The following is an 18,267-nucleotide window of genomic DNA, read 5'->3' as shown; positions in this document are numbered from 1 at the left end:
TAACCCTGCAGATATGCTAGAATCTAGCTATTCGATTGCGTATCTGCTGTTACAAGCGCTGCTAAAAGGTAAAAAATGCAAACATTAAAAGCTGAAGTTGTAGCTATCAGCCCACTTACAGAATTTGTTCATAAAGTAATTTTAAAGCCACAACAACCTGTGACCTTTGAAGCTGGCCAATACATGCAACTCGTATTAGGCGAAAAAGACAAACGTGCTTTTTCTATAGCTAGCCGCCCTTCACAGTGCGATGCAATAGAACTGCATATTGGCGCCTCAGGTGCCGATTCGTATGCAATGCAATCGTTAGAGCATTTACGAAACGCCCATACCACAGGGCAGTTAGTAGACATTGAAGCTGGCTTGGGTATTTCACAGTTGCGCCTGCAATGTGAGCGCCCTATTATTTTACTCGCCGGTGGTACTGGTTTTTCATACGCAAAATCAATGGCTGATCATTTAGCTGAAATAAAATGCGACCGTCCTGTATTGTTTTACTGGGGCGTAAAAGAAGAATCTGCTTTATATGCACATACAGAAATGCAAACATGGGCAGATAGCCATGAGAACTTTAAGTTTATTCCTGTAGTAGAAAATCCATCTGCTAATTGGCAAGGACACACTGGCTACGTACACAAAGCAGTAATGCAAGATATTGTGTCACTAGAACCATACGATATTTATATGGCAGGTCGTTTTGACATGATAGGTATTGTCCGTGATGACTTTATTACTCATGGTGCAATACGCGAAAACATGTACGCAGATGCATTCGCATTTATCAAATAATTGAAATTTACTTTCAGTTATAAATAAAGGCACCTAATCGGTGCTTTTATTTTATATAGCAAAAAATATTTAATAGTTAAAACCTATCAACTCCATCAATATAAACAATTTCCTAAATCCCTATCTATAAACCATACTTTGTATAGAACATCAGCGGGAGAGACCCAAATGCTAAATACAAAAGTAAAAGATTTTATGCAACGCAAGTTGCCAAATATCACACCAGATACAGAAATGACGACAGCCATAGCAGAACTACAAAAATTTAAACTACTTGGCGCACCAGTATTTGATAAAGATAAATGCTTAGTTGGATTTATATCAGAGCAAGAGCTGTTACAACCACTTACGCAAAGCAGTTATTTTTGTGATGGGATGGTTAAAGTATCGCAGCTTATGCAAACAGAGGTAGTGACCGTTAGCGGCGATACCAACATTATTGAGCTTGCACAGCAGATGCAGCCTGGTAAACCAAAAAACTACCCTGTTGTAGAGGGTGTTAAAGTAATCGGTATGATCAGCCGAGCAGACGTACTTAAAGCACTTTACGATAATTACATAAGCTGCCAAACACACTAAATTGCAGATACAAAAATGCCGCTTATATAAAGCGGCATTTTTAATGCTCTTAAATTAACGTGCGCTAACGAGTGCTAACGAGTGCTAAAAGTTCTTTTTTATCGCCATCGCTTAAAAATGCTATTTCTAACGCATTTTTTTGGGCTTTTTCCATATCAGCTTGAGATAAGCCTGCTTTAGGTGCGGCAACGGTATATTCATACTCAATTTCAATACCTTCAACCGCAGGATCATCAGTATTAATACACGCTAAAATACCATGATCTAAAAACTGTTTAAGTGGGTGCTTAGTTAAATCGTTTACTGTACTGGTTTGAATATTACTTGTTAAGCATGACTCAATACCAATACGGTTATCGCGTAAATAATCCATTAGTTTTGGATCTTCAATTGCTTTAACGCCATGCCCTATTCTGCTCGCACCCAACTCATTAATTGCTTGCCAAATACTTGGAGCGCCAAGTGCTTCTCCAGCATGAATAGTCGAAGCTAAATACGCATTTCGTACTTGTTTAAAGTGCTCTACAAACAACTCACCCGGGAAGCCAATTTCGTCACCGGCTAAATCAACAGCGACTAAATCATTTTTAAATGCGAGTAATGCATCAAGCTCTTTTTGACACGTTTTTACGCCATAAGTACGCGATAAAATACCAATCAAGTTAGCTTTTATATTTGCGCCCTTTGTTGCTGATTTAATACCATCAACAACTGCCTCTACAACGCCTTCTGGGTGTAAACCTTGGCTTTGTGCCATGTAGTAAGGGCTAAATCGAAGCTCCACATAATCAAGACCTTGTGCTTGTGCATCTTCAATGTTTTCAATTGCGATACGTCTACACGCATCGTAGTCGCCAAGCACAGTAACTCCCCAATCTAACTTTTGTAAAAAAGCCATGAGGTTTGGTTCAGGGTCAATAACTTGAACATGAGGGATTAATGCTTCAACGTTATCTGCAGGTAGCTCTATATTAAACTGTCGACCAAGTTCTAATATGGTTTGCGCACGTACATTACCGTCTAAATGGCGGTGAATATCTAGCAAAGGTAATTTTCTATTGATCATAATAGCAACCCAGTTTAGTTAAATTTGCGCGCATGATACGCAGATACAGTTATTTTTCAAGTCTATATGATTTGCGGTAAGTTTTAGCGGTCATATGTCTGCTTTTTGTGCAAAAAAAATGATATAGCCTATTTTCCTGATAAGTGATGCCAAAGAGTTTTAAAAAGCGTATTTGCATCAATAGGTTTGGTAATATAGCCATTCATTCCACAGGCTAGTGCCTTTTTAACGTCATCGTCATGGGCGTTCGCCGATAGCCCTATTATGGGTAAATCAATTAACTCTAAATCACGACGAATTACTTTTGTTGCTTTGAGTCCATCCATTTTTGGCATTTGAATATCCATAAGCACAATGTCGTAGCTATTTTCGGCTAGCTTTTCTATGGCTTCAAAACCATCGTTAGCAATGTCGGCAATACAGCCTTTCGTTTTTAAAATAGCATTAGCAACATGCTGATTAAGTGGATTATCTTCTACTAAAAGTAATTTATAGCCTGTAAATGATAATGTACTTACGTCTATTTCGTTGTATTGCTGCTGAATTTGCTCTGCCTTTGGTAAAGGCGATATTAGCGGCAAACTAAATGTAAATGTAGAGCCTTTACCTTCATAACTAACTAAATCAATTGCACCACCCATTAACTCAACCAGTTTTTTGCAAATACTTAATCCTAAGCCTGTACCACCATATTGGCGTGAGGTTGAGCTATCAGCTTGTGCAAACGGTTTAAACAATTGTTTCTGTGCTTCGCTACTAATACCAATACCCGTATCGTTAATACTAAAATAAGTCATTTTTTTCGATTGCCAAATTTTCAGAGTGATTTCACCTTCCCCTGTAAATTTAACCGCATTATTGAGCAGATTCAGCAGCACTTGTTTTAAGCGAATTGGATCGGTATTAATGACCAAATTTGATGTTTTATCAAAATCGAGACTTAACTTTATTGATTTAATGTCAGCCTCAAACTGAAGTAAATTAAGCATTTCATCCGCTAAACTCGCTACATTAATAGGCTCTTGCATTAAGTCTAGCTTGCCTGCTTCCATTTTTGAAAAGTCGAGCACATCGTTTAATACCCTCAGTAAAACACCAAGTGCCCCATCTGCTTGCTCTATGTAACTTCTAGCTTGTTGCCAATCGTTTTGCTGGAGCGCTAAATAATGCAGCCCTTTTATACCGTTAATAGGGGTGCGGACTTCGTGGCTCATGTTTGCTAAAAACTGCCCCTTTATATGACTCGCTTCATCTGCTTTTTGTTTTTCTTTGCGTAGTGTATGTGTTTGCTTGGCCACTTGTTCGCGAATTTGTATGTTTGTACCAGTAACTGAAATCAAAAATGTAATCAGTAACCACACAAACAACATACCTACTATTTGTGCAAGCCAATATACTAACCAAGACGTTCTAACTATTGGCTCATATAACTCAACCTGCCACATACGTTTGCCAATCAACAATTGATATTCTTTAAATAGCGCTTGCGAATTAGCGGTATCTGCAATATAAATTGCCTGCTTTTTCCCTGGTACCGTTGTATCAAAAAAACTAGCTGAAATTGAGTTGTTGTGATCAAATAATAGTTTTTGCGATAAGCGTTTCAGACTGACTATCGCTGCCACAAAGCCTTGAAAATCATCTTCGGTAGAGGACTCTCCAAAAACAGGATATAAAAAAAGCACACCGTGTTCGGCTGTATTTTGGACCAAGTTAATTGGCTCACTTAGTGCAAGTTCATTAAGCTCTTTCGCTTTGCTAAGCGCTGCACCTCTTACTTTACTATAAGCTAAATCAAACCCTAAAACATCTTCATTACCTTTTAAGGGATATACGTACTTTACTGGAAAGTAATTACTACGCGTACCTGCTGGTTGCCAAGCTCCATCTAGTGACTTTTCTTTTATATATAGAGGTTTGCCTGTGGCTGGATTTTCATGTGTTTCAAAATCTGCGAGTTTATTTGCTGGTATATAAGGTATCCATTCAAAAGCCAGAATTTCTTGGCTGTAGCCCAACTGCTTTGAAGTAAATTGTTTAAACTCTTTAAAATCCACGTCACTACTACTAGCAAAATATGTGGCTAATAAGCCTAAATGAGCAGTAATACCATCGAGCTTCTGGCTTATAGCATTTTGCACAGAAAGTACTTTAGCTTCTTGCTTTTGGATGTCTTTTTCTTTTTTAACACTGGCAGCACCATAAAAACTCACGCTGATCAGTATATAAATTAATAGTGAGGGTAATATTACCAGCATACGGTGGCGCACTTGCGTGTAATTAAAGGCTGCAAGTACAAGAGGTGTAAATATAAGTACGCCAATACTGTCTCCAATCCACCATGCTATAAAATTATCAAAAATAGCAGTAGTCGGGATCACATTATTCAATGCTAATAAACTTGTTCCTACACCTGCAGCAATAACACAACATATTGGCCCCGCTACTATTAAGCTTTGAACACTGTGTTTTAAAGAAGATAAATCCAACGGCGCTTTTATAACATTCACTATAATTTGTCGGCCAATCCAAGCCTGTAAAACAGAGGCTAAAGTGACGCAAATAGCTTGTAAAAGCACATTAAAATGAAGAATATCTACAGTGTTATCAAGATGAATTAAGTTAGTACAGAAAGCACCAAGAATAAGGCCAATAAATGACTTACGTCCCCAAATTAAAAAGCTCGCTAAAGCAATTCCTGAGGGCGGCCAAGAGGCGACCGCATAGCCATCTACAGAAAGAAGTGAGTTGCTAAAATACCCAGTAAAGAAGTAAGCACAAGCCAAGCTAAGGGTTAATATTAAAAACTTTCTCAAAGCTTGTGCTCCTGAACTACAAAAAATGCTAAGTAGTTATAGTGTAGTCATTTATTGATATAAAACGAGCGCCTTTTCTGCCTGTGCACTATTTTTATAACTCAACACAGCTTGTTCAGCGAACTGTTTTTTATTTTCACTATTCAGTGCTTTATCAAAAATTCTAGCTGCTAAGTCATAATCACCCTTAGTATTAGCAAGGCAAGCTAGCGCAAGTAATAGTGAATTATTTGAATCATCCTTCTTAAGCCGTTCTTGAATGCTTATTTGCAACTTAGCTGCATCAGCTGCTGTTGCTTTACTTAATATATTTGCAAGCTCTAAGTGTTGCTCATTGTGCTTAACCATCTTAATTAAGTCACTTTCAATAACAGCCAATTGACCTGCTTGCGCCATTTGCATTAAATATGCGGTGTGGGCATGAGCTTGCAGCTTTTTAGGCAGCTGTTTATATTTTTCACTCAGCTTGTCTGCATCTAACGCATTAAAATAAGCACTAAATAACTGCGTCCACTGTGTATCAGTAAGTGCTTTTTTGCGCAGTAAACGCGGCAAAAAGTCTTCCAGCGCACTAAAGTGTTGTTGCTGTACTAATACTTCTGCATAAAGCTTTAACTCAAGTGCGGTGGCTTTTTTAGCTTCTGCGCTAATACGCATTTGTGATTCAATCGCACTACTATCGCCACTTGCCAACCATAGCTTTGCTACTTTTAATTGATGCTCTGGGCTGATTTCAAATAAACGCTCAAGTGCTTTATCTGTTTGATTATTAGCAAGCGCTGCTTTTGCAAGTAATGCTAAGCGAATATCTTCAAACTTATCTGGTACGCTATTACCCGATAAAGCCTGTTCTACGTGCTCGTAATCATCATTAATAGCACTCCAAAGAGCCTGCTCAATAGCTGCTTGTTTGCGCTCTTGGCTACGTGCAAAAAAGCCATGCTTAGTATTATGATAAATCGATAATAAATAACGAATTAACTTATATGTTAAATATAAAACAACAGCGGTAATGACTGCCATTATACAAAACGATACTATCGTGCCTTCTATCGTCGTATTGTTAAATGAAATAAGTACATAACCTTTTTCATCTAGAACGAATGGAGTAACCGCTAGTACAACAACAATAGCTACAATTAAAATAATTAGCCCTATCATTGCGCCCACTCCTTAACCTTTTGTGTACTGTTTAAGGTTACTTTTGGATTAAAGTTAAGCTGCTCTTTTTCAAGTTTAGACAACGCTTTAAGTACCGTTTTAGTTGTATCATCGTCTTGCTTAAAGTACTCACCAACTAAACGTTTTGCTTCACTTAAGGCGCTAAAGAAAATACTCGCCTGCTTACTCATAAGTGCATCTTGTGCCTGAGTTATATTAAGCTTGATTCGTTGATTTATTAAATGGCGCTCTTGATCCGTAAGTAATGGCTCAATGGAAACACCCTCGTGCTGACGAATAGTAATAAAGCTATCCACAATTTTATTCCAGCTATTACTCAAGTTTTGCTGCCAATCACTCACGTCACCACTTAAAGCATTTTCATCTATTGCAGCTGCTTCTTCTGGTAAATTAACTGCATTAAAAACTAAGTCGTCAATACTGCTTAGTACACTGTTTAGCTGTAAATAAATAGCCTCTGTTGCAACAGGTTTAAGGCTATCAAGTGTTTGTATATCTTGCATAATCGCTTGGCGAACTTCAACTGTTCCTGGGTGCTCACCAAGTAACCCATCTAAGCGTTTTAAAACAGCACTAGCGCCTTGATAATCTTTTTCAGCCCATAGTTTAAACTCAGCCATACGCTGTAAGCTGGTTACTTCTTGCGGGTTTAACGATGAGCCTTGTTGCTGCGCCTTTTGCAAAGCCGCTTTTAGTTCTTGCTGATTTTGAACTGCACTTTCATTTAGGGCTGCGGCAACTTTTTCTTCACTATTAAACAGCGCTTGTTGCAAATTAGATTGCGCCGATTTAAGTGCTTGCAGCTCCTGGGTGAGTAACTTATTTTGCTCGCTTAACTCATTAACGGCTAGGTTTTGCGCCTTACCAGCATTTAATTTTTGATAAAACTCGTATCCAACACCAGAGGCCACAATTAACGAAATAAGAAGCGCAAGTACTGCAACCTTACTTATTTTTTGTTTACTTTTGTCTGCCGTATTTTTTGTAGCTGTAGGCTCTTGCTTAGTTGATTTAGCAGAGGTCGTGTTAGCTATTGTTGGTGTGGCTTTTTCTGCCGTTACTGGCTTTGACTGTTCGCTCATGTTGCTACCTTGCTGATTTATGCAGGTAAACATAGCATTATCGCTAGCCCCTGCTGCAATGTGTATATTAGCCGAACTTACCTGTTGCAGCTTTAAATAAGCGGCTATACGCTCGCTGGCAACATAAAATCGGCACTGTTGTAACCATTGTAGTTGGTGTGCAGTAAGGCTTTTAAATATAGCATCAACTGCTGCATTACTTGTTATGACTATACCGTGTACATTCTGGCTTTTCCAGTGGTCTGTCCAGTTAGAAATAATACTCTCTGTCGGTTCACGTTTGTACACAACACAATTATTTAAAAAAGCACCGCGCTCTTTGAGCGTTTTAGCTAACTCAGGGCGGCCACCTTGGCCCTTAACTAATACTATATTACTGCCATCCACCTCGGCGAGTGATTTAAGCGCAAGTAACCCTTCTGAATCATACTGCTTTGGTACTGCTGCGCGCATACCAAATTGCTCATATATAACATCGGCTGTTTGTTGTCCAACCGCATAAAACTGCGCTTTGGTATTTATATCTGGTTTTAATTGCGAAAGTGCACTGACTGCATCTTGCGATATAAATATTATTTTATCTGCATTTAATAGCGGACTAAGCTCAGTGCTGGAGGGTGTTAAATGCGTTATTTTTAATACCGGAAATAAAGACGCCTGATAACCCGCTTGCTCAAGTTGCTGTGCAAGGGCTGCGCCTTTTCCTTCGGGCCGAGTTATCAGAATATGTGTCATTTATGCGTCTCTATAAACTTCAGCTAATATTTTGTCTGCACCTTGAGCTAGTAATTTTTTAGCAAGCTCAATACCTAGTTTTTCTGCGTCATTTACATGGCCTGTTACTTCGTCACGTAAAATTTCGCTGCCATCAACAGCACCAACTAAACCACGTAAATGCACTTGTTCGCCATCAACCAATGCATAAGCACCAATAGGAACTTGGCAACCACCTTCTAAATAGCGATTCATCGAACGCTCTGCGTTTACGCGAATACGTGTTTGTGTATGCTCAAGTGGTGCAAGTAATGCTTTGGTTACTTCATCATCAATACGACATTCAATACCTACAGCGCCTTGACCATTTGCTGGTAATGACACTTCTGGCTCAATGTAGTCAGCAATACGCGACTCCATTTCTAAGCGAATAAGCCCTGCAGCCGCTAAAATAATAGCATCATATTGGCCGTCATCTAATTTACCTAAACGCGTATTTACATTGCCGCGTAAATCACGAATATCTAAATCAGGGCGAAGTGCCTTAATTTGGCACTGGCGGCGTAGGCTCGAAGTACCAACAATAGCGCCTTGTGGTAGCTCACTTAAATTAGCAAAATTGTTTGATACAAACGCATCGCGTGGATCCTCACGCTCACAAATAGTATGCAGTGCTAGCCCTTGAGGAAACTCTACTGGCACATCTTTCATAGAATGTACGGCAATGTCAGCTCGGCCATCTAACATTGCTTGCTCTAGTTCTTTAACAAATAAGCCTTTACCGCCAATTTTAGCCAATGGCGTATCTAAAATTATATCCCCTTGCGTCGACATTGGGACTAATTCTACGCGCACATCTGCATGAAAACGCTCAAGCTCTGCTTTTACAAATTCGGCCTGCCAAAGTGCTAGAGCGCTTTTGCGCGTTGCGATGCGTACTAATTTTGTTTTTTCTGTCATAGGGGTATCCAATTAATTACTGCGTTTAGCCAGTTTTAGTCAGCTAAAATTCTAAATTCTTTTTGGGCAATTAAATTACCTTGCTCATCAACTACATCAACACGCCAATGACCTGTTTGTGTGTTCATTATATTTTTTGTTGAGTACGTTCTGTAACGAGGCGAAGTAACATTAAGTGTAATTTCAGCCATCGTTTCACCTTCAAACGACCAAACATGCTTAACTTGCTGGCCTTGAAGGTTTTTAATCTCGCTAAAAAACGATAACCCTTCCTCAAACTGGCTTAACCTAATATCAGCAGCAAACACATTAGTAGGCTCACGCTTACTTACTTTACGAGTAAGTACCGCGCGACTAATTTTACCCGTGTCTATTTGCGCCCCCAATGCCACACTTGCCACATGTGCTGTAGAGGAAAAACCTTCAGTGCCACTCAATGCGCCATCATCACTTTCTAACTCTAAAAGTAAGTCACTTTGACTTGCAGGCTCAGTTACGTTTTGGGCTTCTGCGGTTTCTTCTTGCACATCATTATCAAGGTTTGAGTTTAACTCTGTATTAATACTTTCGCTTTGATCAGTAACAATATCGTTGTTAGCCAACAAAGCCGGGGGATTATTTACAAGGTCTACTTCGGCAGGTGTATTACTTGAAATGCTTAGTTGAGTCTCATTTTGCTCAGCTAACAAAGGTTCAATACTCGCTTGAGTTACCTCTACAGACTCAGCAGGGGTATTGTTTCCTGATGATTGAGGCTCAACATCCATTACCTCATCGCTTGTTTGGTTTTCAGCGTTACTGCTGAAATTTAAGAATTGTTCCTGCTCATTTGGGTGCTCACCTTGCTCTGCATTAACAGAGGTGGTTAAGCCATAAACAACTGCTGCAGAGGTCATTAATACCAACATAGCAATACTCACAATACGACGCCAATTCCACTCGTAGCTTACCGTTGGTACGCTCTGTTGTAATTCGCGTTTAACATTTGCTTTTATAACTATTTTTTGACTCATATTGACCTCAGCGGTTCCAAAATTAGCTTAAACGAGCAATTAACCATTGGCGAATAGCTTGCAATTCTTCTGCGCAAACTTGATGAGCCATTGGATATTCTTGCCAGCTTACATCCATGTTATGTGCTGTTAATACTTCAAACGCATTTCTACCCGCACTGTGCGGTACAACGTTATCTTGGCTACCATGAGCCATAAATACGTTTAAATCAGTATGTTTTGCTTCATCAGCAAATTTGTGTGGCACACACATATAAGTAGAAAGCGCCATAACACCCCCAAGCTTTTGCTCAAAGCGCGGCGCTAAATGCAAAGACACAACACCACCTTGAGAAAAACCAGCTAAAATTATTTTATTAGCAGGAATGCCATTAGCAATTTCTTTATTAATTAACTCTTCTACCTTTGCAGCAGAATCTCTTACGCCTTGTTCATCGGCACGCTTATCTAATTCTATAGACTTAATATCGTACCAAGAGCGCATTTCCATGCCACCATTTATGGTGACCGGTTGCACTGGCGCATGCGGAAAAATAAACCGTATACCAAGCTCGCTTGGTAAATTTAGCTGTGGGGCTACTGGCGCAAAACCATCCCCAGAGTCACCTAAACCATGTAACCAAATAACCGTTGCTTTGTGTTCACTTTGGGCTGCATATTCTACAAATTCTAAACTCATAGTGATGATTGCCACTTAACTTCTTGGCCTGCTTGGCGAGTTGAGGCTTCATTTATAAACGCCCAAAATTCAGCGCCAGAGCGGTTATCAATCCATAACCCATCACGCATTTCAAAATGATGTCCGTTAAACTTAGTCGCAACCCATACTTGGTGAAGAGGTGCTTGCTTATTGATCACTATTTTACTTTTATCAGGAAAAATAATTTCTAAAATACCTTGTGCCGATTCATAATCTAAATCAGCTTCGCAATCATCAACCTGCTCTTCAATAGTGAACATAAGAGCTTCGGCTAATTGGTGATATTCGTGTTCAGTCATTGTTATTTCCTTTGCAGGCGAGCCGCCTAATATTGGGTACGTTTTAGCTTTAAATTAGCTTTAAAAATGTGCAGCTAGTGTAACAGGAATAAAATCATCCGCGAATAGCTGCATTTTTTAGATATTCTGTTACTCTGCGATTATAAAGCCAGCAACCGTATTAATCTAATGAAAGCGACACATACCTTACAATTAAAAAGACTATTAATAAGCACTGTACTGTTAAGCGCCTTAGCTGGCTGCGGACAAAGCGGTCCGTTATATTTACCAGAGCAAAAAACAGAGCAAAACCAACCTCAAAATACAGCTAAACCAGCCACTACCGCTGAGCAAGCTAAAACATCGCAAAGTCAGGAGCAATAAATGGATTATTTTAACTACAAAAACAACCAATTATTTGCCGAAGACGTCAGCGTAGCAAGCATAGCGCAGCAATACGGCACGCCGTGTTATGTATACTCGCGTGCTACATTTGAGCGCCATTACTTAGCATTTGCTAACGCCACTAAAAATCATAAAAGCTTGGTATGTTACGCTGTAAAAGCAAACTCAAATATTGCCGTACTCAATATATTAGCGCGCTTAGGATCGGGTTTCGATATTGTATCTAAAGGCGAACTAGCGCGTGTAATTAAAGCGGGAGGGGATGCCTCTAAAGTGGTTTTTTCAGGCGTGGCTAAAACGTCTGACGAAATAGCTTACGCATTAAAACTGGGCATTAAATGTTTTAATGTAGAGTCGGCGTCTGAGCTTGAGCGTATTTCTGAAGTGGCTTGCGAGCTTAACCTAGAAGCGCCTATTTCTATTCGCGTAAACCCAGACATAGATGCAAAAACACATCCGTATATTTCTACCGGTTTAAAAGAAAATAAATTTGGTATTGATATTCAAACAGCAGTGAGTGTTTATCAACAAGCAGCGGCTTTACCTGGTTTAAAAGTAATTGGTGTCGATTGCCATATTGGCTCTCAATTAACGCAAGTTAGACCTTTTTTAGAAGCCCTTGATAAATTAATGGCGCTTATTGATGAGCTAAAAACTAACGGTATTGAGCTAACTCATTTAGATATTGGCGGCGGTTTAGGTGTGCCATACAACAACGAGCAACCACCACACCCAAGTGAATATGCAGCGCAAGTTACCGAACGCTTAGCTAACTACAAACATCTTGAACTTATTTTTGAACCAGGGCGCGCTATTGCAGCTAACGCAGGTATTTTGGTCACTCAAGTTGAATTTATTAAACAAAACCAAGACAAGTTTTTTGCAATTGTAGATGCTGGTATGAACGATATGCTTCGCCCTGCGCTTTATCAAGCGTGGCAAAAAATTATTCCGGTATCCGTTCGCGACGACGAAACACCTACTCACAACTTTGATATTGTGGGTCCGGTGTGCGAAACCGGCGACTTTTTAGGAAAAGACCGCGCACTAGCGCTTAAACAAGGCGATTTACTTGCACAACGAAGTGCGGGTGCATATGGCTTTACAATGAGCTCAAACTACAACTCGCGCCCGCGTGTTGCAGAAATTATGGTAGATGGTCAGCAGCATCACCTTATTCGCGAACGCGAAACTATTGAAAGCCTTTATCAAGGTGAGAAAGTTTTACCATAAACGTTTTTGTCTACTAGCTGCTCTGTGGCATGATTAGCACAGAGCAAAACCGAATTAGAGCGCTATGTTAGTTAATTTTTCCAAAATGCACGGCTTAGGTAACGACTTTGTTGTGATTGATAACATTACACAAAATGTTTTTTTGTCGCGAGACCAAATCAAAAAACTGGCAGATCGCCACTTTGGCATTGGCTTTGACCAATTGCTGATGGTTGAAGCACCATATTCACCTGATCTCGACTTTCATTATCGAATTTTTAATGCCGATGGTACCGAAGTAGAACAATGCGGTAACGGCGCACGCTGTTTTGCCCGCTTTGTACGCATGAAAGGCCTTACTAACAAGCACAAAATTAGTGTATCGACTAAGTCGGGCAACTTAACGCTCTACATAGAAAAAGACGGTCAAGTAACTGTTAACATGGGCCATCCTAATTTTGAGCCAAGTAAAATTCCGTTAAAAGCCAGCAAACGCGAGCTTACTTATATTATTAGAACGCAAGAACACACTGTATTTAGTGGCGCGGTATCTATGGGTAACCCACATTGCGTGCTAGAAGTTGACGACGTAACCACCGCGCAAGTTGATATATTGGGTCCATTACTTGAAAACCACGAACGCTTTCCGCAAAAAGCGAACATTGGCTTTATGCAGGTTGTATCGCAAGAACACATTAAGCTAAGAGTGTGGGAGCGCGGCGTTAACGAAACCCTAGCCTGTGGCACAGGTGCGTGTGCAGCAATGGTGATTGGTCATATGCAAAATAAATTATCAACAACCGTTCAAGTAGATTTGCCGGGCGGTACTTTGCAAGTACGCTGGAGTGGTGAAGGTCACCCGGTACGTATGACTGGTCCCGCAGAGCATGTTTTCGACGGACAAGTAGCACTATGAGCGAGCTAAGTACAGAGCAGATTATTAATTACTTACAGCAACATCCTGACTTTTTAGTTCATCACCCCGAGCTACTCGCACAACTTGAGCTGCAACAGCAAGCTCAAGGTGCAACGTCACTAGTACATATTCAGCAACGTCAATTACGCGAGCACAACACGCTTTTAAAAAGCCAAATAGATGCTATGAGCAAGCATGCAACGCAAAACGAGCTCGTATATCGTTTGTTTAGCCAATGTCATCACCAGCTTTGGAATCATGACGACTTTGACACTCTTGCAAATAACCTACGCAATATAATCTGCTCAAGTGAAGATGTTAACGACTGCAAATTAGTAAAATACAATCCCGAGTACGACGAGCTTATTGCGCATCGCCTTACCCATTCTGGGCATTATTTAGGGCGAATTAATATACAAGAGCGCGAACAATTATTTAGTGAAGATACACAATCCGTCGCTATTTATTTAATTGGCGACACCAAGCACCCTATCGCTATTTTGGCGTTTGGTAGCAATAACGTAAACCATTTTGAGCCCGCGCAAGATAACCTGTTTGTGCTCGACTTTATAAACGCATTACACCTGCGGTTACAAAAACTAGCATGAGTGACGATGCGCCTAATATTACCGCGCTAAGCGACCACTGGCGTACACCCATAACGCTATTTAGCGATTATTTAAAGTTTGAAAAACAATATTCAGCGCACACAGTTAATCAATACGTAAGCCAACTTGGCTTTGCAGCCCTATATTTTAGCAAACTATGTGATGACTGGTTTGGCGTACAAGGCGAACATATTCGCCGCTACAGCATGGCACTGCGATCAAAGCAATTAAGTGGCCGTACAATTAGCTTAAAGCTCAGTTGTATTCGCAGCTTATATAAGTTTTTAAAAGCAAAAAATATTGCCGAGCAATCGCATTACCATAATCCGGCAATAGGTATAAAAGGCCCTAAGTTTGCAAAGCCCCTACCTAAAAATCTCGATGTAGATCAAATGGCACGCTTGCTCGAAATACCCGACGACGAACCTCTCGCTATTAGAGATAAAGCAATGATGGAGTTAATGTATTCATCAGGGCTGCGTATAAGCGAGTTAGTTGGCGCTAACATACAAGATATTAGCGCTGCCAATGGTGAAATTTTAGTGCGTGGTAAAGGTAATAAAGAGCGATTAATTCCGGTGGGCAAAAAAGCGTTAGACGCATTAAAAAAATGGCTCACAATACGCCCTCAGTTTGCAAAGCCCGATGAAATAGCAGTATTTTTAAGTAGCCAAAAAAACCGTATTTCGATTCGCCAAGTGCGCCTGCGTATGCAAGAGTGGGGAATAAAACAAGGCATTAGCTCGCAGGTTCATCCGCATAAGCTGCGCCACTCGTTTGCGTCACATATTTTAGAATCATCTGGTGATTTACGCGCCGTGCAAGAGTTACTAGGGCACAGCAGTTTGTCGGCTACACAAGTGTATACACATTTAGATTTTCAACATTTAGCCAAGGTGTACGACAACACTCACCCTCGTGCAAAAAAACGAACTGATTAGGTAAATAAAAATGATCCGATTTAATCGTGCTATTAAGCCATTTTCTGTCATGAGCTTTGATTTAGACGACACTCTTTACAACAATCACCCCATTATAAAAGCAGCGGTTAAAGCGCAGCAAAATTATTTAAACGCGCTCCCGAGCTACTTAGCCCAAGGCCCAAAATACTGGCAACAATGCCGCAATGAGGCCGTATTAAAGTTACCTGAACTTGCTGATAACGTCACTAAATGGCGCCAACATACACTGCGCTTAGCCCTCTCTAAACTAGATTTGAACGAGCAAGAGGTAGAGCATCATGCCGATGCTGCCTACAACGCCTTTGCCGATGCGCGCAGTAAAATAGTGGTAACCGACGACGTACTAAAGCTGCTAGATAACTTAGCCCAGCACTTTACGCTGGTTGCTATAACTAATGGTAACGTTGAAATTGAACGCTTTAACTTACACGATAAATTTGAGCTTGTATTACAAGCCGGCATGCATGGTAAAGCAAAACCTCACAGCACCTTATTTGATAAAGCCGCCGAGCACTTAAACGTTGCTAAAAGTGAAATTTTACACATTGGCGATAGCCTTGATACAGACGTACAAGGCGCAAATAATGCCGGTTGCCAATCGGTATGGTTAAACGATCAAGGCGCCAATTATGCTTATAAAGGGCTGGCTGATATTGAAATAGCCAATATTCATGCCTTAACGCACTTTATTAAATAATACCAATTGCATCAAATAAGAGGTCACAATGAGCCACTATACCAAGCTAATTACCTTGCTATTAATTGGCTCACTTAGCCTTAACGCTTATTTATTGTGGCCGCAGCCCGCGCCAACCAAAGTACAAAAAACGCAAGGTGCTGAAAAAAGCATATCGCCTAAACAACAAAATACGCTATTAAATACGGCAAAGCAGCAGTTTAAAAAACACCAATTTGAAGCCGCACTTAGTAGCTATCAACAACTCAAAAACAGCAATCCAGAAATCGCAAAAAACCTTTATTCATCGTGGCTAGTGCAGCTTAAAATATGGCTAAATAGCAATTTATTACTCAGCGAATCATTTCTCAATGCGCTATTAAATAACAGCCCTTATAACGTAGAGTTACTTAATTTACAGGTTGAGTATTTAATAAATAGCGAGCAAACACAAAATGCCATTATTGCTTTATTTGAGCTTAATTCATTACTGCCTGCTGATCAGCAAAGTAATGTAAATACACGTTTAAATACGCTCACTCAAAACGAATTACACACATTAACTGAGCAACAAAATTGGCAAGCTATTATTGAGCAAACACAAATTTGGCTTGATTATAAAAGCGATAACGCGCAGTTTTTATATCCACTTGCGTATGCCTACTATCAGCAAGGCGATTTAATTAGCGCACAAGCAACCCTTGATCGAATGCCAAACCAGCACAATCTAAAAAGCCAAGTGCAAACACTGCAAGCGATGATCAATAAAGCACAATCGCAAGACGACTTTGTTGCTTTAACGCCTTACGGCGCGCATTACTTAATAAACACCGAAATAAATAACAATCTATCGACCGAACTAATGATTGATACAGGCGCAAGCGTAACCTCGCTACCTACAAATATTATTAAGCAAATTTCGCCAAGACCTTTGTATTTAGGTGATGTAACGGTAAACACAGCTAACGGTCAAATTGTTGTAAAGCGTTATCAAATTGAATCGTTTAAAGTGGGCTCGCAAATTATTTATGGTTTTGAAGTGCTAAGCATTGAAAACACCCGTGGGCAAGGTTTGCTAGGAATGAACTTTTTATCGCGATTTAAATTCAATATAAATCAGCAAACAGATGAGCTAGAGTTGAGCGCTAAATAATTAAAAACCCAAAGGTAACACATGACACTAAATAACTATTTAAAAGCACTTGCTGAAAACCCAAAAAGCATTCAATTTACCGATACAATGACGGTGATAGAAGCAAATTACGACTTTACTGCATGTGGCTTTAATAACCATGGATTACTTAGCGCTGCGAGTGAGAACAATGGCTCGTGTAAAATTTTCGCGTTTGCTAAATTAAACGATTTAAGTAAACAAAATACGTTGGATTGTTTTGGTAAGTTTTACCGAGAAGACGTGCTGCAAAACCCTAAAGGGGATGATCATATGAACATTCGCACGTTTATGTTAGCACCAGAGGCAACACCTTTTTTAGGTATTACCTTTGAAGGCGAGCCACTAAAAGCAAAATAGTCAGCAAAAATTAAAGTGGTTTTTCCATAAAGTAACGCGTACCTGAGCGTGGGTAATTATTAAGTTGATACTTAACACTATAACCGCGCTTTTCATAAAAGGGTTTTGCTTGAAAATCAAGTGTATCAAGCTGAGCAGTTGTAGCACCTAGCTCAATAGCTGCTTGTTCAAGTGCCGTTAGCAGTTTATCTGCAAGCCCTTTACCTCGCGCACTATCGCTACACCAAAGCCAACTAATCATCAGCCAGTTTCCAAACACACACCCACTAATACCGGCAACAAGCTCGCCCTGCTCATCAGTAAATTTATAGCCTAATGGCACTCTTTGCGCATCAAAATGATCGGCGTTAAATTCAACCATTTGTGCGCGAAGCGCTGAGTTTAACGCATCGGTATTATCTACTTTTAATTGATACATTTATCGCCCTTAAAAAGCAGATACTAGCAAATTAGCTCAATCAATAAAGATTATTTTTACCATAAGGTACTTCAAGCATATTGCTGCTGGTTTTATCCGGCTGGCCGCACATTTCGTCGTAAGCGCTTGTTTGCCTTAACATCATCTGTGCGTACGCTATTTTTTCAAAACGTTTTTGTACATGCAGTGGGCTGAGTGCTCTTAAAAACTCACCGCTGTCTTCTGTTACATAATATTCAACGTTATTAATCATCACTGATACTTGATAAAGCGCCATATCTAACGAGTGAACAATAACTTCTTGTAGCGGTTCGTGCTTTTTTAACTGTGAAAATTTAATACCCATCATGTTTACCTTTT

Annotated in this window: 20 protein-coding genes; 10 read left to right on the top strand and 10 right to left on the bottom strand. The window is 39.9% G+C overall.

The window, feature by feature from the left end; genetic code table 11:
* Window positions 1–75: 75 nt before the first annotated feature.
* Both fre and H5088_RS12415 read left to right on the top strand, forming a co-directional pair.
* Window positions 76–789: an NAD(P)H-flavin reductase gene (fre, locus tag H5088_RS12420; protein ID WP_002960960.1), complete on the top strand. Its 714-nt coding sequence runs from the start codon at window positions 76–78 to the stop codon at window positions 787–789.
* Window positions 790–957: 168 nt separating this feature from the next.
* Window positions 958–1,368 (top strand): CBS domain-containing protein, encoded by a 411-nt coding sequence (locus H5088_RS12415; RefSeq protein WP_182753027.1) that lies wholly within the window; start codon window positions 958–960, stop codon window positions 1,366–1,368.
* Window positions 1,369–1,432: 64 nt separating this feature from the next.
* Here the strand turns inward: H5088_RS12415 and add are convergent, their stop codons facing one another.
* From add to cyaY, 8 genes are all read right to left on the bottom strand, one after another.
* Window positions 1,433–2,434: an adenosine deaminase gene (gene add, locus H5088_RS12410; protein ID WP_182753025.1), complete on the bottom strand. Its 1,002-nt coding sequence runs from the start codon at window positions 2,432–2,434 to the stop codon at window positions 1,433–1,435.
* 128 nt (window positions 2,435–2,562) lie between these two features.
* Window positions 2,563–5,250, bottom strand: coding sequence for a CHASE domain-containing protein (locus H5088_RS12405; protein ID WP_182753023.1), 2,688 nt, complete (start codon window positions 5,248–5,250; stop codon window positions 2,563–2,565).
* A gap of 51 nt (window positions 5,251–5,301) precedes the next feature.
* On the bottom strand, window positions 5,302–6,411 hold the full coding sequence (locus tag H5088_RS12400; protein ID WP_182753021.1) for a heme biosynthesis HemY N-terminal domain-containing protein: 1,110 nt from the start codon (window positions 6,409–6,411) through the stop codon (window positions 5,302–5,304).
* A complete protein-coding gene (locus H5088_RS12395) occupies window positions 6,408–8,249 on the bottom strand; it encodes a uroporphyrinogen-III synthase (protein ID WP_182753019.1) in 1,842 nt (613 codons plus the stop codon). Before H5088_RS12395 ends, H5088_RS12400 begins: the two co-directional genes overlap by 4 nt.
* Window positions 8,250–9,188, bottom strand: coding sequence for a hydroxymethylbilane synthase (gene hemC / locus H5088_RS12390; protein WP_024594617.1), 939 nt, complete (start codon window positions 9,186–9,188; stop codon window positions 8,250–8,252).
* Window positions 9,189–9,223: 35 nt separating this feature from the next.
* On the bottom strand, window positions 9,224–10,201 hold the full coding sequence (locus tag H5088_RS12385) for a DUF2914 domain-containing protein (RefSeq protein ID WP_024594616.1): 978 nt from the start codon (window positions 10,199–10,201) through the stop codon (window positions 9,224–9,226).
* 22 nt (window positions 10,202–10,223) lie between these two features.
* Entirely contained in the window at window positions 10,224–10,880 is a 657-nt protein-coding gene (locus H5088_RS12380) for an alpha/beta hydrolase (protein WP_002960978.1), read from the bottom strand.
* Entirely contained in the window at window positions 10,877–11,200 is a 324-nt protein-coding gene (gene cyaY, locus H5088_RS12375; RefSeq protein WP_002960979.1) for an iron donor protein CyaY, read from the bottom strand. Before cyaY ends, H5088_RS12380 begins: the two co-directional genes overlap by 4 nt.
* A gap of 168 nt (window positions 11,201–11,368) precedes the next feature.
* Here cyaY and H5088_RS12370 point away from each other — a divergent pair, with 168 nt between their 5' ends.
* The 8 genes from H5088_RS12370 (at window position 11,369) to H5088_RS12335 (ending at window position 17,489) form a co-directional block, all read left to right on the top strand.
* A complete protein-coding gene (locus H5088_RS12370) occupies window positions 11,369–11,563 on the top strand; it encodes an LPS translocon maturation chaperone LptM (RefSeq protein WP_024605935.1) in 195 nt (64 codons plus the stop codon).
* The gene (lysA, locus tag H5088_RS12365) at window positions 11,564–12,817 is read left to right on the top strand and encodes a diaminopimelate decarboxylase (protein WP_182753017.1); all 1,254 of its coding nucleotides are present in this window, start codon (window positions 11,564–11,566) and stop codon (window positions 12,815–12,817) included.
* A gap of 64 nt (window positions 12,818–12,881) precedes the next feature.
* On the top strand, window positions 12,882–13,712 hold the full coding sequence (dapF, locus tag H5088_RS12360) for a diaminopimelate epimerase (RefSeq protein WP_002960987.1): 831 nt from the start codon (window positions 12,882–12,884) through the stop codon (window positions 13,710–13,712).
* A complete protein-coding gene (locus H5088_RS12355) occupies window positions 13,709–14,320 on the top strand; it encodes a DUF484 family protein (protein WP_182753015.1) in 612 nt (203 codons plus the stop codon). Before dapF ends, H5088_RS12355 begins: the two co-directional genes overlap by 4 nt.
* Window positions 14,317–15,261, top strand: coding sequence for a tyrosine recombinase XerC (locus H5088_RS12350; RefSeq protein ID WP_182753013.1), 945 nt, complete (start codon window positions 14,317–14,319; stop codon window positions 15,259–15,261). Before H5088_RS12355 ends, H5088_RS12350 begins: the two co-directional genes overlap by 4 nt.
* A gap of 10 nt (window positions 15,262–15,271) precedes the next feature.
* The gene (locus H5088_RS12345) at window positions 15,272–15,979 is read left to right on the top strand and encodes an HAD-IA family hydrolase (protein WP_182753011.1); all 708 of its coding nucleotides are present in this window, start codon (window positions 15,272–15,274) and stop codon (window positions 15,977–15,979) included.
* A 28-nt stretch (window positions 15,980–16,007) separates the two neighbouring features.
* Window positions 16,008–17,111, top strand: a complete 1,104-nt coding sequence (locus tag H5088_RS12340; RefSeq protein ID WP_182753008.1) for a retroviral-like aspartic protease family protein — start codon at window positions 16,008–16,010, stop codon at window positions 17,109–17,111.
* Window positions 17,112–17,132: 21 nt separating this feature from the next.
* The gene (locus H5088_RS12335) at window positions 17,133–17,489 is read left to right on the top strand and encodes a HopJ type III effector protein (protein ID WP_182696174.1); all 357 of its coding nucleotides are present in this window, start codon (window positions 17,133–17,135) and stop codon (window positions 17,487–17,489) included.
* A gap of 10 nt (window positions 17,490–17,499) precedes the next feature.
* Here H5088_RS12335 and H5088_RS12330 read toward each other — a convergent pair whose 3' ends face one another.
* Entirely contained in the window at window positions 17,500–17,907 is a 408-nt protein-coding gene (locus H5088_RS12330; RefSeq protein ID WP_182753006.1) for a GNAT family N-acetyltransferase, read from the bottom strand.
* 40 nt (window positions 17,908–17,947) lie between these two features.
* Window positions 17,948–18,253: a DUF6482 family protein gene (locus H5088_RS12325; protein WP_182753045.1), complete on the bottom strand. Its 306-nt coding sequence runs from the start codon at window positions 18,251–18,253 to the stop codon at window positions 17,948–17,950.
* Window positions 18,254–18,267: the final 14 nt, after the last annotated feature.

The organism is Pseudoalteromonas sp. SR43-3 (genome assembly GCF_014163875.1).
GTDB lineage: Bacteria > Pseudomonadota > Gammaproteobacteria > Enterobacterales > Alteromonadaceae > Pseudoalteromonas > Pseudoalteromonas distincta.
Note: the sequence above shows the minus strand (reverse complement) of the source record. Positions and strands in the feature narration are given on the sequence as shown.